Here is a 15,907-nt window from a genome sequence, read left to right on the forward strand (position 1 = left end):
GGCGGCCCGCCGCCCCCCCGCGCGCGCCCGAGCGCACACCCCCCCCACCCCCCGCGCGTGTCGCCGATACACCCCCCCGTGCTGGGGGGGCGCGCCCGGGGATGCCGCCGAGGGCTGAACGGCGGCAACCGACAGCTGACAGATAACAGATTTCAACATCTGTTATCTGTCAGCTGTTATCTGTTCGCCGTCCGATGTTCGCCGTTCACCCTTCGCCGTCCATGTTCACTCTTCGCCGTCCACTGTCGGCCGCCGGCCACCGCGCCCGCCACGCCCACCGCGACTCCCGCCGTCACAACTCCTCGGACCCGCTGACCGCCCACGCGAGCCCGCACGCCGGATCCTCCAGGACCAGGTGCAGGTGCCGCAGACCGTCCGCCGGCTCGCACCACGTGAAGCACCGCATCCGGGCCACCAGCGCGTTCACCTCGCCCCGGTCCGGGCCGTCCGCCCCCGCCATCGCCCCCAGCGCCCGCCACAGCGCGAGCCGCCCGTGCGCCGTGCCCCGCGCCGGATCGACCGCCCCCGCCTGCACCAGCGCGGGCACGGCGAGCGCGAAGGGCAGGTACCCGCCGGTCACCAGCCCACTGCGGGCCAGATGGGCGGCCGCCTGCGGCGCCGGGCCGCGCACACAAGCCACCTCCGCCCAGTCCACCAGCTCGGCGAGCACCCGGGTGGCCCGCTGCCCGCGCAGTCGCCGCCCCGGGTCGGGCAGCACCACGGGCCCGAGGCCCTCCCGGCTGGCCGGCAGCGTCAGCACCGCACTGCGCGCACCCCCTCGGGGCAGGTAGTCGCGGACCCGCACCCCCTCGCCCCACCCCGCCGCCTCCCACGGCTCCAGCACCATGGGCACGCCCTCCGGGTCGGGCTCGGCGCCGTAGGACAGGTCCTCGCCGATCAGCACCCGCGTGTGCGCGACGAGCCGCCGCACGCGCGCCGGGACGAGCAGCGGCGCCAGCCTCAGCCACGAGTGCCGGGTCGCCAGCACCTCCCAGAGCGGTCCCGCGTCGTGGTCGCCCGGCCCGGCGACGGCACCCGGCCCACCGTCCCGGTCGAACAGCCGCACGGCCACCTCCGGCGGTGCCGCGTACGCGATCAGATGGCCCAGCGGCGCGGCCTCCTCCGCCCCGAAGAGCTCGCCGCAGCGTGCCACCGCAGCCGCTCGGGCCCGCCGATAGGCGGCCAGCAGTTCGGGCCAGCGGCCCTCGTCGGCCAGGGCGCGCATACGGCGGTCCTCGTACGTGATCACGATTTTCAGCGTACGGGCCGGGACGTCACATCAGCTGACTTGCCGTCAGTTCGGTGCGTCGGAGCAGCACGCACACCGCCCCCGCAGGCGGCCTCACCACCCTTCCCGCCCCGGCCGACGCCCCTGTGGCCGCGCTCGCCCGCCGCCGCCCGCTCGCGCTCGACGACGGCGCGCAGGCGCACGTGGGCGCGGCGCCGGGTGACCGCCAGCGTGCTGCGGTGGAGGCCGAGGAGCTCCGCGGCCTCGTCGACGCTGTAGCCGTCGAGGTCCACCAGGACCACCGCCCTGGCCTGCTTGGCCGTCAGGCAGCGCAGCAGCCGGACCACCTCCCACCGCGCCTGGAGCTCGGCCATCCCGCCACCCGACGGATCGGCCGCCACGCGCTCCCGCTCCCGCTCCGCCGGTTCGGGCACCGTGACGCGGCGCCGCTCCCGCCGCCACTGGTCGCGCAGGATGTTCGCCATCGTCGTGAACACGTAGGCGTACGGCTGCGGATGGCCGAGGAACCGCTCCGGGCGCCGGGCGATCCGCAGGTACGCGTCGTGGACGATGTCACCCGCCGCGAACGGGCTCCCGGTGAGCGAGGCGGCCGCCTGGTGGAGCCTCGGCAGCATTTCCGTGAACACCCGGTTGAAATCGGTCGGTTCGCCGACCGGATCACGTCCGCCGGCACATCGATCGGTCAATTCCGCCATGCCGCTCTCCCCGGAAATCGGCACCCGAACACCCAGCTGGAGCCCGCCCCAACCAGGCGCACACATGTGACTCAGCTCACATCATAGTTCGTCGTCTCACTGTACGCGCTCAATCGTGTGCAACGCGTCATCGTCCGTACGGAGAACGGGAATTCGCCACAGAACACCGGCTCGAACCGGCTCCCGCCGACACTCCCGTGCTCCGGACGGCCTGGACACTCCGCCCGATTCGAACGACCGAGCGAGGAGAACCATCATGCCGGGTCGCATCGCCAGGAAGATCACCACGGTCGGGGCCGCGGCCACCGCCGCCCTCGGCATCCTCGGGACGACCACCCTGCCCGCCGCCGCCGACCCCGCGGCCGACCAGACCATCACCGCCGGCCCGAACGCCGCCACCGACGCCGCCACCGCCTCCTACCACTGCGTCATCACGGCCAACTACGGCTGGCGCTGGGAGGGGAAGTGCGACATCTACTCGGGCGAGCTGCGGACCATCACCTACTGCGCCAACGGCACGTCCAGCACCGGCCTGTGGATCGGCGCGCGGCCGCAGGCGTGGGACGTGTGGGGCAACTGCCCGAACTCGACCTGGACCCGCGTGCTGTTCCAGAGCCGGGGCTGATCCCCGAAACGCGGGTCCGACCGTGGGTGCCGCACTGACCGGGCGGCACCCGGCCCGCACACCTGCCGCGTCCGTACGCGGGCACCCTCAGGCCGCCCGGTCGTGGCGGCCGGGGTCCGCGGACGCGGGCGCGGCAGGCGCCGGGAACTCCTCGATGGCGAGTTCGCCCGCCGTGCGACGGCCGGCCCGGTCCTGCGCGGGTGGGGAGAGCGCGACGAAGGCCGCGGCGAGGAAGAGGAAGGAGCCGAGACCGACGGCGAGCGGGAAGATGAACTCCATGGGGCTCGCGCCGCCGGGGCCGGTCCTGGTGGGCTCGAGGTGGACGTGGACGGCGGCCATGCCCGTGTAGTGCATGCAGCTCACCGCGAGCCCCATGACCAGCGAGGCGGCGGCCGCCGCGAAGCCGTTGCGGATGGTGACGGCGGCCCAGAGCGCGGCGGTGGCGGCGCCGACCGCGACCAGGACCGACAGCGCGACCGTCCCGGAGTCGTAGCGCAGGCCGGCGCGCATCCGCACGGCGGCCATGCCGAGGTAGTGCATCGCGGCGACGCCGAGGCCGGTGATGAGGCCGCCGACCAAGAGGGCGGGCCCGCGGGGGCCGCGGTAGGCGACAACGGCCAGGCCGAGACCGGTGACCAGCACCGCGACCAACAGACTCAGGACGGTCAGCGGGACGTCGTAACGCAACTCGGTGCCCGCGACGGCGAAGCCCGACATGGCGACGAAGTGCATCGCCCAGATGCCCGAGCCGATCGCGGCGGCGGCCGTCAGGAGCCGGTTCCGGCGGGCGACGCCGGTCGCGGCGAGGCCGCGCAGGGTGCAGCGCAGGCCGAGCGCGGCGCCCGCGCAGGCCAGGACGTACGAGAGCGTGGGTGTCAGCCAGCCGGAGCCGAGGTGGTTGACGCTTCCCATGGGACCTCCGGTCGACCCGTCCCCGTCATATGCCGGACGCTCATGCGACCCCGGTCCGGGATGCGTGGGACGCTACCGAGGACCGGCACTGGCCAGCGGAAGATCCGAAAAGCTGCCCGCGGGGCGGGAACCGTGTGCTCGAATGGGTCGGTTGTGCACCCCGGGACGATTGGGCCCGGAGAGCCCGGCGGACCGGCGGGCGCGCGAACGGCGAACAGCGGGCGGAGAACGGCGGTCCGCGAACGGCGAACAGGTTTCAGATAACAGATGACAGATGTTGAAATCTGTTATCTGTCATCTGTTATCTGTTCGCCGGCCCCCGCCCCCTTGGCCCCTGCCCCCTGTCCCCTGTCCCCTGTCCCCTGCCACCCCTCACCCGATCACCGCGGCGTCACCCGGATCCTCATCGGGCTCGCCGTCCGCAACGTGATCCCCTGGGCGAGCGCCACCCGGTGGTCGACCACCTCCAGATCGAAGTCCCGCAGCAGCACGCCCAGCGCCAGCACCGCCTCCAGCATCGAGAAGTGCTGCCCGATGCACGCCCGCGGACCGCCCCCGAACGGGAACCACGCGTACCGGTGCCGCCCCTTCTCACGCTCCGGCAGGAAGCGGTCCGGGTCGAAGCGGTCCGGCTCCTCCCAGTGGTCGGGGTGCCGGTGGGTGACCCACGGCACCACGAGCACCTGCGAGCCTCCCGGCAGGACGTGCCCGCCGATGACCGTCTCCTCCACCGAGCGCCGCCCGATCAGCGAAGCCGCCGGGTAGAGGCGCATCGCCTCCTTCAACACCCGCGTGATGTACGGCAGTTCCTCCAGGTCCGCGGCAGTCGGCGCCCGACCGCCGAGCACCTTCTCCGCCTCCTCCTGCGCGAGCCGCCGCTGCTCCGGGTGCCCGGCGAGCAAGTGCAGGGCGAAGGCGAGCGAGGTCGCCGTCGTCTCGTGCCCGGCGAGCAGGAACACCAGGACCTGGTCCCGGAGTTCGTCCCGGTCCAGCTGCTCGCCGTCCTCGCCGCGCGCCTGCTCCAGCAGCGTCAGCAGGTCGTCCGCGTCGGGGTCGGCACCGCGCACCGCCCGGTCGGCGATGATCCGGTCGCAGACCGCGTACAGGTCCCGCTGCGCCCCGACGCCCCGCCGGTTGCCCGGGGTCGGCCAGTGGCGCGGCAGGCGGATCGGGGCGACGCCCCGGTCCTGGACGTAGGCGCCGAGGATCGGGAAGCTGCGGTGCACGACCGCCACCGCCTCCTCCACGTCCGCGCCGAACAGGATCCGCGACACCGTGCGCAGCGCGAACCGCGACATCTCGTCCGCCGCGTCCACGACGCCGTCCGGCACCGCGTGCCAGCGCGCCGTGAGGGCCCGGGACTCCAGCGCGATCGCGTCCGCGTAGCCGTCCACCCGGCGACGGGTGAACAGCGGCTGGATGAGCCGGCGCTGGCGCTGGTAGTCGTCGTCCTGGCTGGTGAGCAGGCCGTTGCCGACGCTGGTCCGCAGCTCGTCGTAGAAGGCGTTCTCCTTGCGGAAGTTGGCGGCCTCGCCGCCGAGCACCTGCTGGGCGCCCTCGGGGGAGAACACCGCGTAGAGGTCCGTGCCGAGGCCGATCGGCCCGACGTGGAAGCGGACCAGGTCGCCGTAGTCGCGCCGGGCGTCGCGCAGGGTGCGCAGCGGGCGGCGGCCGATGTCGAGTCCGGAGCCGATGAGGGGCAGGCCGGGCGGTCCGGGTATCGAGCGGGTCGGGACGGCAGGTGCGGGGGCGGCGGCGATCGTCATCGGGTCTCCTTCTCCACGGCGCCCCAACAACCTAACTGACCGGTAATCATCGGCGGAAGGGTGCGCGGGGAGGGCGGACGCCCTATCGAACGCGCCCGGTCGTACCGAACACGCTCGCCCCCGCGCTCGCCCCGCTCCGGCTCCGGCTCCGGCTCCCGGACCGGCTCCGGCTCCCGAACCGGCTCCCGCACCCGCACCCGCCGAGCAAGACTGTCCGCCGAGCCCGCCGCTGCCCCTACTCGTACTCGGTGCCGCCCTTGCGGGTCAGGTAGGCGTCACCGACCACCTTGGCGATCGCCCGGCTCCCGAGCAGCGGGCTCCAGCGCTCGGTCACCGGCCGGATCACCACGCCTTCGCGCATGTGCAGTTCGCGCCCGGAGACGGTCTCCTTGCCCTGCGCGAGCCCCAGCACCGTGTCGGGGTCGAACGGTCCGCGCCACAGCTCGGGCACCAGCGGCAGCCGGCCGTCGAGCAGGTCGGCCGCGGACAGCCAGCGCAGTTGCCCGTCGACCACGGCGGAGACGTCGAACGCGGCGTAGCCGGGCAGCTCGCTCCGGCCGGCGGCGCCGTACGTCAGGTCCTGGACGCCGACCCCGAAGACCTCGCCGAAGATGCCGACGCGCTCGGCGCCGAGCCGCTCGGCCAGTCGGGCGGCCACGTCCGGTATGCCGTGGGCGCGCACGGCGCGCCAGTAGAGGTTGCGCTCGTCCTCGACCAGGGCGAGCCCCTGCGCGCCGATGCCCTTGGACGACACGTGCACCTCACCGGTGGCGGCGGTGTAGGTGACGAGGCAGCAACTGCCGTGCAGCTTCTCGGTGAGCACGACGGGCTCGCCGGGCTCGAAGACGTCCGGGTAGCGCTTGAGGTTCTCGATGTCCACCCAGGGCAGGAGGTCGGGCGCGCGGACGACGTCGCCGTTCATCGACGTGGGGATCGGCGGCTGCCACTTGACGATCCCGAGGGCCTCGGCGAAGTCCTCGCCGTGCTCCGCCGCGGCGGCCAGGTCGGTGCCGGCGAGCGAGGCGGGGCGGCAGACGATGCCCTGCGACAGTTCGCCGCGCAGCCGGACGGCCCTCACGCGGTCCGCCTTACTGCCGGCCAGTTTGCCGGTCAGGCCGAGTTCCGCGATCAGTTCCTCGGGGAGCACGGACTGTTCGGGGATGTAGACGGCGTAGTCGCCGGTCCGGTACACGCCCTTCGCGACCACCGCCCGGTAGAGCCCGACCTGCGCAAGCTCCAGGGCGTCGGCGTTCGGGTGTTCCAGGACGACCAGCTTCTCGGCGGTGACGCGCAGCGTGGACATGGACGGGCTCCTCCCCGTGGTTCTCGGTGCACCCTGCCGGGTGGCCGGGCGCGGACCGCCACCACTCTGTCGGCTCGGACCACCGGGCGCGACGGAATTTCAGCGCGCCCCTGCCGTGGGCCCTCCGCCGTGCACCTTCCGCCGCATGCCTTCCACCTCATGCCTTCCGCCATGCGCCTTCCCCTGCTGCTCTCCGGCAGCGCCCGATCCGCGGCCGCACCCCCAGTGCGCCCCAGGACCACCCCAGGGCCACCCCGACACCACCGTCCGTGCACGTTTGAGCCTTCCCACAGTTGGGAAGACACCCTCGCCACGCCTCGCCTGTGCAATGTGACAGACGATTTTCCGCTCGCATCTGCGGCACTATGATCACCGTAACGGCCGCACCTGCGGCCTCATCCCCGCGCCCCTTCCGGCGCGCGCCGAGGAAGGGAAGCACCGATGGGCTCCCGCACGACCACCACCCGCAGACTCGCCGTCGCCGCCGCCGCGGCCCTCGTCCTCAGCCTCGGGGTCACCGCGTGTGGCAGCGACGGCGGCAAGTCCTCGGCCGGCGCGACGACCCCGGCGGCCTCCGCGGGCTCGGCGGCGGCCGGCGGCACGGCGAGCGCGGGCTCGGTCCCGAAGGCCACCGGCAACATCACCGTCTTCGCCGCCGCCTCGCTCAAGGAGACCTTCACCGAGCTCGGCAAGAAGTTCGAGGCCGCGAACCCGGGCGCCAAGGTCACGTTCAACTTCGGCGGCAGCTCCAGCCTCGCCACCAGCATCAACTCCGGTGCCCCGGCCGACGTGTTCGCCGCCGCCAGCCCGGCCACCATGAAGACCGTGACGGACGCGGGCGGCGCGAGCGGCACGCCGGCCACCTTCGTCAAGAACACGCTCACCATCGCCGTGCCCAAGGGCAACCCCAAGCACATCACCGGGCTGAAGGACCTCACCACCTCCGGCGTGAAGGTCGCGCTGTGCGCCAAGGAGGTGCCGTGCGGCGCCGCCGCCCTGACGGCGCTGCAGGCCGCCGGCGTCAACCTGACCCCCGTCACCCTCGAACAGGACGTCAAGGGCGCGCTCACGAAGGTCGAGCTCGGCGAGGTCGACGCCTCCCTCGTCTACCAGACCGACGTGAAGGCCGACGCGGGCAAGATCGACGGCGTGGACTTCCCCGAGGCCGCCAAGGCCGTGAACGACTACCCGATCGCCACGCTGGCCAAGGCCCCGAACAAGGACGGCGCCGCCGCGTTCGTCGCCTACGTGCAGTCGCCCGAGGCCAAGCAGGTCCTGACCGCGGCGGGCTTCCAGGCACCGTGAGCGGCCGAGACAACGGCACCGGGGCGGGCACCGGCCACGGGGACACCCCGGCCGGCGCCCGCCCAGCCGCCGACCTGGCCCGCGCAACCGGCACTCTCGGCAGCACGCCCGGCACGCCCGCTACGCCGTCCCGTGCCAGGAAGGGACCGCGCCGACGCCGGCACGCGCCGCGCGTCCCGGCCACGCTGCTGCTCCCGGCGCTGCTCGGGCTGGCGTTCCTGATCCTCCCGCTCGTCGGCCTGCTGGTCCGCGCCCCGTGGAGCGCCCTCTCCGAGGAGCTGACCAGCACCGCCGTCTGGGACGCCCTGCGGCTGTCCCTCATCTGCGCGACGCTCGCCACCACGGTGTCGCTGGTCCTCGGCGTCCCGTTGGCGTGGCTGCTCGCCCGCACCGAGCTGCCCGGCCGACGGGTCATCCGGGCGCTGGTCACGCTGCCGCTGGTGCTGCCGCCGGTGGTCGGCGGCGTGGCGCTGCTGCTGGTCCTCGGGCGGCGCGGGATCGTCGGCTCGTGGCTGGACTCGGCGTTCGGCATCACCCTGCCGTTCACCACCACCGGCGTGGTGATCGCCGAGGCATTCGTCGCGATGCCGTTCCTGGTGATCAGCGTCGAGGGCGCGCTGCGCGCCGCCGACCCCCGTTACGAGGAGGCCGCGGCGACCCTGGGCGCGTCCCGGCTGACGGCCTTCCGCCGTGTCACGCTGCCGCTGATCGCGCCTGGCATCGCCGCCGGAGCCGTGCTCGCGTGGGCCCGGGCGCTCGGCGAGTTCGGCGCGACGATCACGTTCGCGGGCAACTTCCCCGGGAAGACCCAGACCATGCCGCTGGCCGTCTACCTCGCCATGGAGTCCGACCCGGAGGCGGCGATCGCACTGTCCCTGGTGCTGCTCGCGGTGTCCGTCGCCGTCCTGGTCGGTCTGCGCGACCGGTGGATGTCCACCACGCCGTGACCACCCCATGACCGCTTCCGTCCCTTCCCTCTCCCCCGCCCCATGGACGCCGCCCGGATGAACCCAGGACCCGTGAACCCCGCTCAGCCGAACCCGGCCCCAGGAAACCCGGCCACCGAAAGCCCCGTGCCCGGACGTCCAGCGCCCGCCCTCGACGCCCGGCTGCGGATCGAGCGGGCCGCGTTCACGCTCGACCTGGCACTCAGCGCCGCGCCCGGGGAGGTGATCGCCCTGCTCGGCCCGAACGGCGCCGGCAAGTCCACCGCCCTGCGCGCCCTCGCCGGGCTGCTCCCGCTCACCGGCGGCCACCTGCGCCTGGACGGCACCCTGCTGGCGGACCCCGCGCGCCACGTCCACACCCCCGCCGAGGAGCGCCCGGTCGGCGTGGTGTTCCAGGACTACCTGCTCTTCCCGCACCTCAGCGCGCTCGACAACGTCGCCTTCGGCCCGCGCTGCCAGGGCCGTCCCAAGCGCGAGGCCCGCGCCGAGGCGGCCGTCTGGCTGGAGCGGATGGGCCTGGCGGACCAGTCCGCCTCCCGTCCCGGCGGCCTCTCCGGCGGGCAGGCGCAGCGCGTGGCCCTCGCCCGGGCGCTTGCGGTGCGCCCGCGGCTGCTCCTGCTGGACGAGCCGCTGGCCGCCCTGGACGCCCGCACCCGCCTCGACGTCCGCTCCCAACTCCGGCGCCACCTGGCCGAGTTCGAGGCGGTTGCGGTGCTGGTGACGCACGACCCGCTGGACGCCATGGTGCTGGCGGACCGGCTGGTGGTGATCGAGGGGGGCCAGGAGGTGCAGTCCGGTACCCCGGCGGAGATCGCCCGGCGGCCGCGCACCGACTACATCGCCCGCCTGGTCGGCCTCAACCTGTACCAGGGACGGGCGGACGGCCGGCGGGTCGAGCTGGCGGACGGCACGGTGCTGGCCACCACCGAGGAGCTGTCCGGTCCGGCGTTCGTCGCGTTCCCGCCGTCCGCGGTGACGCTGCACCGGGAGCGGCCCGACTCCAGCGCGCGCAACGTGTGGGAGGCCAAGGTCGTCGGGCTGGACCTGCACGGCGACCAGGTCCGCGCGGACCTGACCGGCGAGCTGCCGATGGCGGCGGACCTCACCCCGGCCGCGGTCGCGGAGCTCGACCTGGCGCCCGGCACCACGGTGTGGGCGTCGGTCAAGGCCACCCAGACGCACGCCTACCCGGCCTGAGGCAGGGGCCCGCGCCGCGCCGCCCCCTGCCCCTACCCCCGCCCCGAGACGCCCCGAGACGCCTATTCCGAGACTTGTCCTCCGAGATTTGGACTCCGAGGCTGCTACTCCGCCGGCTCGACGAACCCTGATTCGTACGCCGCGATGACCGCCTGCGTGCGGTCGCGCGCGCCGAGCTTCGCGAGGACGCTGCTGACGTGCGTCTTGACCGTCTGCACGCCGACGAAGAGCCGGTCGGCGATCTCGCCGTTGCTGAGCCCCCGGGCGACCAGCCGCAGCACCTCCGCCTCGCGCTCGGTCAGGGCCGCCCTCGCCAACGCGGCGCGGGCCGCCGTGTTGCCGTGGCCGGCGGCGAGGCGGCGGATCGAGGCCGGGAAGAGCAGCGACTCCCCGGCCACCACGAGCCGCACGGCGTGGACGATCTCGGCCGGGCGGGAGCGCTTCAGCAGGAAGCCGTCCGCGCCCGCGCGCAGGGCCTGGTAGACGTAGTCGTCGTTCTCGAAGGTGGTGACGACGAGGATCCTCGGCAGCCGCTCCTCCGGGGCCCCCGGACCATCCGGGTGCGCCGCCGCCCGGGGCCGCACGAGTTCGCGGGTCGCGGCCAGGCCGTCCAGGACGGGCATCCGGACGTCCATCAGCACGACGTCCGGGCGCAGCGCGCGGGCGAGTGCCACTGCCTCGGCGCCGTCGGCCGCCTCGCCGACCACCCGCAGGTCGCCCTGTGCTTCCAGGACGGCCCGCAGGCCGGCCCGGACGAGCTCCTCGTCGTCGGCGAGCACGATGTCGACGGTCCCGGCGGCGCGCCCGTTGTTGATCATCACGATCCCAAGCGTAGGGGCAGCCGGACGGCGAGCACCCATTCACCAGGACCGTCGCCGCCCCCGCCCTGCCCCGCTGTCGCCGCAGTCCCCGCCGTGGCCTCGCCCCCGAGCAGGACGGCCCGTTCGCGGATCCCGCGCAGCCCCTTCCCACCGCGGCCGCCCGGCGCGGCACCCCGAGCCGATGAACCGCCGTGCGCGCGTGAGTCGTTGCGCAACAGGTTGGCGCAGCGCAGCTCCAACCGCCCGTCCCGGACGGCGATCCGGACGCTGACCGGCTCGCCCGGCGCGTACTTGAGGGCGTTGGTCAGCCCTTCCTGGACAATCCGGTAGGACTCGCGGGACAGCACCCCGGGCAGGACGCCGGCGGGCACGTCGATCGACGCGTCGACCGGGTTCCCCGCCGCCCGCGCGGTGTCGAAGAGGGAAGAAAGGTGCTCAACGCCCGGATTCTCGGTGGCCGTTCCGTCCGGAGCCTCGCGCAGCAGGACGAGCGTCCGTTCGAGGTCGTCCATGGCCCTGCGGCCGGTCTCCTCGATGACTTCGAGCGCCTTGGCGGCGAACGCTGGATCTCCGACCTCGCGCGCTGCACCTGCCTGAAGGACCGTCACCGTCAGGGCGTGGCCGATGGAGTCGTGCAGCTCGCGGGCCAACCGGTTGCGTTCCAACAGGCGTTCGGCCCGTAGTTCGGCCTCCGCAAGGCGCTCCGCCGGTGATGGACTCAGCAGCCCTATGGCCATCGCCAGTTGAAGCCGCCCGGCCCAGACAACCAGCCAGCCGTAGCCGAAGAGCAGCACCGGTGCCGTCAGAGGTCGCCAGAACCGCCCCAGTGCGTGGGGAAGTCGGAGCCCGACGAAGGCCGTGTCGGATCCGGTCAGTAGCGCATAGACGGCGGTGAGCACGGCCACCGACGCGAACCCCGTCACCGTTCCGAGCGCGACGCGCCCGATCAGCCAGGCGGCCGTGCGCCGCCGGTCGGCCCAGGTGCGGGACGGTTCGGCGGCGATGTCCTCCTCGCGGTCCGGCACCAGCAGCAGCCGCGCCTGGACGCCCTCCGCACGGCGCATCGCGGGCACCAGCGCGACGAGCGCCAGCAGGACGGCGTCCACTGCGACACTCTGCGCCAGGATCTCGGCGAGGCCCTTCCGGTACGTCCCGGGATAGATCATCAGCACGACGCCCGCGAAGACCCACCCGATCAGCAGGTGCAGCCAGCGCGCGTACGTGGCGCCCGCGAGCAGCGGCGCTATGAACCTCGGCATTGCGCCATCCTGCCAGGTCAGCACCACCCTTGGCGTCCCTCGCCGGTGCACGACCGGCTCCCTCCCGAGAGGGAGGCGCATCCCCTCCGCGGCGGGATCCGCCGGACCGGCCCGCCCCGGTCCAATGGAGCCACCCGCCGGAGGACCGGCACGGGAGCCCGGCCGGAACGCATTCGGGCCCGGCGAGAGGAACGAAGAGGTACGGCAGGAAGGCGCGCGCGGCCGTGATCGAGATCCAGGGCCTCACGAAGGAGTACGAGGGCAGGCGGGTCGTCGACGACCTGTCCTTCATTGTCCGGCCCGGCGTCGTCACCGGCTTCCTCGGCCCGAACGGCGCCGGGAAGAGCACGACGATGCGCCTGGTCCTTGGCCTGGAGCGCCCGACCGCCGGCCGCGCGCTGATCGGCGGCGGCGGCCCGGCCGGAGGCCGCCCGTACGCCGAACTGGCCTGCCCCCTGCGGCGGGTGGGAGCCCTGCTCGACGCCCACGCACTGCACGGTGGACGGACCGCACGCGGCCACCTGCGCTGGCTCGCCGCGAGCAACGGCCTTCCAGAGCAGAGGGTGGACGAGGTGCTCGCGCAGTCCGGACTGGCCGACGCCGCCACCCGCCGGATCCGCGGCTTCTCACTCGGCATGCGCCAGCGCCTCGGGGTCGCCGCGGCCCTGCTCGGCGACCCGCCCGTCCTGATGCTGGACGAGCCGGTGAACGGCCTCGACCCCGAGGGCATCCGCTGGATCCGCACCCTGCTGCGCGAGCTCGCCGCCGAGGGGCGGGCGGTGCTGGTGTCCTCCCACCTGATGTCCGAAATGGCGCTCACCGCCGACCACTTGGTGGTAATCGGCCGCGGCCGCCTGCTCGCGGACGCCCCGACGGCCGAGTTCATCGAGCGCCACGGCCGCCCCCGGGTGCGCGTCCGCGCCGTCGACGCGACGAAGCTCGCCGCACTGTTCGGCGGCGACGCCGCGCACCGACTGACCGCGGACCGGCTGGCAGCGCACCGACTGACCGCGGACCGGCTGGCCGCGGACGGCATCGCGGCGACCCAAGTGGACGACGGAGCCTGGGAGGTGAGCGGGGCGGAACCGGAACGGATCGCCGCACTCGCCGCCGAGCACGGTGTGGTCCTGTACGAGATCGCCCTCCAACAGGACTCCCTGGAAGAGGCGTTCATGCGGATGACGGCAGAGAGCGTCGAGTACCGCGCCAGCTCGGCGGCCGCAACATGAGCTCAACCACCAACGCTGGAAGCGTGTTTCGACACGCCCTTCGCGCCGAACGCATCAAGTTCACCACCCTGCCATCGCTCTGGATCCCGCCCCTGCTCGCGCTCCTCCTGACCCCCGGCATCACCACTGCGGTCGGCGCCGCGCTCGGCGGCACGGAGCCCCACCTCACCGACGACCCCGGCTCCGGCGTCTACTACGGCCTCAACTTCGGCCAGTTACCGGTGGCTTGCTTCGGCATCCTGCTGATCGGTCTGGAGTTCAATACCCGCATGATCGGCACCTCCCTGACCGCCATCCCGTCACGCGGACACCTGTACGGCGCGAAGCTCACCCTCGCAACCGCGGCCGCCCTCGTCGTCGGCATGGTCGGGACGGCGGGCGCGTTCGCCGGGTACGCCGCCACCGTCCCCGGCGAGTGGACCGGGCCGGCTCTGGTACGCAGCGCCACCGCCGGTGTGCTCTACCCCGCACTCCTGACGGTGTTCTGCCTCGGAGTGACCTCCCTGCTCGGCAACCTCACCGCCGCCATGGGCCTGCTGGCCCCGACCGTCTTCCTGCTCTCGCCGCTCCTCGGCGGCATCCCGGGAGCAGACCGGGTGGTGCAGTTCCTGCCCGACCGCGCCGGCCAGTACGCGCTGCACTACACCGACGACCCGCAGGTCGCCTACGGACACTGGACCGGCCTGCTGATCGCGGCACTCTGGGCGGGCGCCGCCGCGTACGCGGGCCTGCACGCCCTGCGCCGCCGCGCCGCCTGACCACGGGCCACCGCCCACGGACCACAGAGCGCCGACCACGAGCGCGCCAACTGCTCTGGAAACCGAGGACCGTCGTGACCACCACGCACCACGCACTGCGCGCCGAACGGATCAAGTTCACCACGCTGCCGTCCCAATGGGCGGCACCGCTGGTCACCCTGGCGCTGACCGTCGGCATCACCGCCGCCGTCGGCGCCGCGTCCGGGCGGGACCCTGCACCGCCCGGCAAGGACCCGGCCGCGACGATCCACTACGGGCTGCTGTTCGGCCACGTGGGCGTGGCCTGCCTCGGCGTCCTGTTGATCGACCAGGAGTTCAACACCCGCATGATCGGTACCTCCTTGACCGCCGTCCCGTCGCGCGGACGCCTGTACGGCGCGAAGCTCGCCGTGGGCTTCTGGCTTGGCCTGTTGCTCGGACTGGCCTCCACCGCAGGCTCGTTCGCCGCGACCGCCGCGACCACCGGCCTCGACCTCTTCACCCCGGGCCTCGCCCGCAGCTTCCTGGCCGGCGTGGCCTATCACCCGCTGCTGGTCACCCTCTGCCTCGGACTGACGGCGATGCTCGGAAACCTCAGCGCCGCCATCGGCCTGATCCCGCCGATGGTCTTCCTCGGCACGACGTGGCTGGCGGCCATCCCCGGCGTCCGCGAGGCCGGCCAGTTCCTCCCCGACCGCGCGGGCCTGTACGCGATGCGCACCCGGACCGAGCCGGGCATCCACTACGGCCACTGGGCGGGCCTGCTGATCATGACCGCGTGGACGGCCGCCGCGACCTACGGCGGACTGCGAGCGATGCGGCGGTACGAGGCGTCGGGCCACTAGCAACTTTCGGGTTGCACGTCGGCGGATCGACGTGCAACGCTGGACTTGCACACAACGGCACCGGATGGGGGAGATCCACGGCATGGTCAGCGACAGCACGGTCACCGACGGCACGGCCGCCGACAGCATCGAACGCGAGATCGTCATCGCGGCACCCCGCGAGCGGGTCTGGCAGATCCTCACCCGGGCCGAGTTCCTGGGCCGCTGGTTCGGCAGCGGCGCCCCGGCCGAGATCGACCTGCGGCCGGGCGGGCGCATGGTCTTCGACCACGGGGTCCACGGCACGCTGCCCGCCCGGATCGAACAGGTGGAGCGGCCCGCGGTGTTCTCCTACCGCTGGTCGCAGGGCGCGGCCGGGGAGGAGCCCGCCGCCGACAACTCCACACTGGTCCGGTTCACCCTCACGGCCGTTCCCGGCGGCACCCGGCTGCGGATGGTCGAGAGCGGCTTCGCCACCCTCGCCCTGCCCACCGAAGCCGTCCTGGCCCGTCACGAGCAGAACAGCGCCGGATGGGATCGGAAGCTTCCCGAACTCGTCCTCCATGTCGCGAAGTTGCCCGCGTGACACCGGAGCACGGAAGCGATCCGGTCGCGGCGGTACTGGCCGCGCTCGCCGAGCCGACCAGGCGGCACGTCCTCGACGCCCTGGCCGCCCGGGGCGCGGCGACCGCCACCGAGCTCGCCAACGGACTCCCCGTCACCCGGCAGGCGATCGTCAAGCACCTCGCCGTCCTCGACCAGGCGGGCCTCGTCACCGCCCATCGCGCCGGACGCGAAGTCCGCTACCGGCCGGCCCCCGACACCCTCACGGCCACCGCCCGCTGGATGGCCGACCTGGCCGACGCCTGGGACCAGCATCTCCTGGCCATCAAGCACCTCGCGGAGGGAGCGACGGCGGCGGAGTGACCGCCGTCGGGTGACGACAAAAACCGAAAAAAATAAAAATTTGATTTTTTGTAAAATGGTATAAGTTGGGGGTTAACTGTTAGGCGGACCCCGAAGACGCTTAGCCCCCAC

Annotated in this window: 16 protein-coding genes; 9 read left to right on the forward strand and 7 right to left on the reverse strand. The window is 73.4% G+C overall.

The window, feature by feature from the left end; all coding sequences use genetic code 11:
• Nucleotides 1-292 precede the first annotated feature (292 nt).
• Nucleotides 293-1,249 (reverse strand): hypothetical protein, encoded by a 957-nt coding sequence (locus tag ACFV4G_RS06855; RefSeq protein WP_380437258.1) that lies wholly within the window; start codon nucleotides 1,247-1,249, stop codon nucleotides 293-295.
• Nucleotides 1,250-1,254: 5 nt separating this feature from the next.
• On the reverse strand, nucleotides 1,255-2,010 hold the full coding sequence (locus ACFV4G_RS06860; protein WP_380437260.1) for an RNA polymerase sigma factor: 756 nt from the start codon (nucleotides 2,008-2,010) through the stop codon (nucleotides 1,255-1,257).
• Nucleotides 2,011-2,200: 190 nt separating this feature from the next.
• On the opposite strand from ACFV4G_RS06860, the gene ACFV4G_RS06865 reads away from it, so the two are divergent.
• Complete coding sequence (locus ACFV4G_RS06865) at nucleotides 2,201-2,569, forward strand: hypothetical protein (protein WP_380437262.1); 369 nt, start codon at nucleotides 2,201-2,203, stop codon at nucleotides 2,567-2,569.
• A gap of 87 nt (nucleotides 2,570-2,656) precedes the next feature.
• On the opposite strand, the gene ACFV4G_RS06870 is transcribed toward ACFV4G_RS06865, so the two are convergent.
• The 3 genes from ACFV4G_RS06870 to ACFV4G_RS06880 form a co-directional block, all read right to left on the reverse strand.
• Nucleotides 2,657-3,481 (reverse strand): MHYT domain-containing protein, encoded by an 825-nt coding sequence (locus ACFV4G_RS06870; protein ID WP_380437264.1) that lies wholly within the window; start codon nucleotides 3,479-3,481, stop codon nucleotides 2,657-2,659.
• Nucleotides 3,482-3,861: 380 nt separating this feature from the next.
• Nucleotides 3,862-5,247, reverse strand: coding sequence for a cytochrome P450 (locus tag ACFV4G_RS06875; protein ID WP_380437266.1), 1,386 nt, complete (start codon nucleotides 5,245-5,247; stop codon nucleotides 3,862-3,864).
• Between the two features lie 235 nt (nucleotides 5,248-5,482).
• A complete protein-coding gene (locus ACFV4G_RS06880; protein WP_380437268.1) occupies nucleotides 5,483-6,550 on the reverse strand; it encodes an RNA ligase (ATP) in 1,068 nt (355 codons plus the stop codon).
• Nucleotides 6,551-6,991: 441 nt separating this feature from the next.
• On the opposite strand from ACFV4G_RS06880, the gene modA reads away from it, so the two are divergent.
• The 3 genes from modA (at nucleotide 6,992) to ACFV4G_RS06895 (ending at nucleotide 9,999) form a co-directional block, all read left to right on the forward strand.
• Nucleotides 6,992-7,855 (forward strand): molybdate ABC transporter substrate-binding protein, encoded by an 864-nt coding sequence (modA, locus tag ACFV4G_RS06885; protein ID WP_380437270.1) that lies wholly within the window; start codon nucleotides 6,992-6,994, stop codon nucleotides 7,853-7,855.
• Between the two features lie 74 nt (nucleotides 7,856-7,929).
• Nucleotides 7,930-8,802, forward strand: a complete 873-nt coding sequence (locus tag ACFV4G_RS06890; protein WP_380437355.1) for an ABC transporter permease — start codon at nucleotides 7,930-7,932, stop codon at nucleotides 8,800-8,802.
• Nucleotides 8,803-8,859: 57 nt separating this feature from the next.
• The gene (locus ACFV4G_RS06895; protein ID WP_380437272.1) at nucleotides 8,860-9,999 is read left to right on the forward strand and encodes an ABC transporter ATP-binding protein; all 1,140 of its coding nucleotides are present in this window, start codon (nucleotides 8,860-8,862) and stop codon (nucleotides 9,997-9,999) included.
• Between the two features lie 104 nt (nucleotides 10,000-10,103).
• Here ACFV4G_RS06895 and ACFV4G_RS06900 read toward each other — a convergent pair whose 3' ends face one another.
• Both ACFV4G_RS06900 and ACFV4G_RS06905 read right to left on the reverse strand, forming a co-directional pair.
• Nucleotides 10,104-10,817 (reverse strand): response regulator, encoded by a 714-nt coding sequence (locus ACFV4G_RS06900; protein WP_380437357.1) that lies wholly within the window; start codon nucleotides 10,815-10,817, stop codon nucleotides 10,104-10,106.
• The gene (locus ACFV4G_RS06905; RefSeq protein WP_380437274.1) at nucleotides 10,817-12,079 is read right to left on the reverse strand and encodes a sensor histidine kinase; all 1,263 of its coding nucleotides are present in this window, start codon (nucleotides 12,077-12,079) and stop codon (nucleotides 10,817-10,819) included. The genes ACFV4G_RS06900 and ACFV4G_RS06905 overlap by 1 nt, the downstream gene beginning before the upstream one ends.
• A 224-nt stretch (nucleotides 12,080-12,303) precedes the next feature.
• Between ACFV4G_RS06905 and ACFV4G_RS06910 the strand changes: the two genes are divergently transcribed.
• The 5 genes from ACFV4G_RS06910 (at nucleotide 12,304) to ACFV4G_RS06930 (ending at nucleotide 15,796) form a co-directional block, all read left to right on the forward strand.
• Nucleotides 12,304-13,308, forward strand: coding sequence for an ATP-binding cassette domain-containing protein (locus ACFV4G_RS06910; protein ID WP_380437276.1), 1,005 nt, complete (start codon nucleotides 12,304-12,306; stop codon nucleotides 13,306-13,308).
• Nucleotides 13,309-13,331: 23 nt separating this feature from the next.
• Nucleotides 13,332-14,066 (forward strand): hypothetical protein, encoded by a 735-nt coding sequence (locus ACFV4G_RS06915; protein ID WP_380437278.1) that lies wholly within the window; start codon nucleotides 13,332-13,334, stop codon nucleotides 14,064-14,066.
• Nucleotides 14,067-14,140: 74 nt separating this feature from the next.
• Nucleotides 14,141-14,890 (forward strand): hypothetical protein, encoded by a 750-nt coding sequence (locus ACFV4G_RS06920; protein ID WP_380437280.1) that lies wholly within the window; start codon nucleotides 14,141-14,143, stop codon nucleotides 14,888-14,890.
• A gap of 64 nt (nucleotides 14,891-14,954) precedes the next feature.
• Nucleotides 14,955-15,455, forward strand: a complete 501-nt coding sequence (locus tag ACFV4G_RS06925; RefSeq protein WP_380437282.1) for an SRPBCC family protein — start codon at nucleotides 14,955-14,957, stop codon at nucleotides 15,453-15,455.
• Nucleotides 15,452-15,796, forward strand: a complete 345-nt coding sequence (locus ACFV4G_RS06930; protein ID WP_380437284.1) for an ArsR/SmtB family transcription factor — start codon at nucleotides 15,452-15,454, stop codon at nucleotides 15,794-15,796. The genes ACFV4G_RS06925 and ACFV4G_RS06930 overlap by 4 nt, the downstream gene beginning before the upstream one ends.
• Nucleotides 15,797-15,907: the final 111 nt, after the last annotated feature.

It is taken from the genome of Kitasatospora sp. NPDC059747, assembly GCF_042732955.1.
GTDB lineage: Bacteria > Actinomycetota > Actinomycetes > Streptomycetales > Streptomycetaceae > Kitasatospora.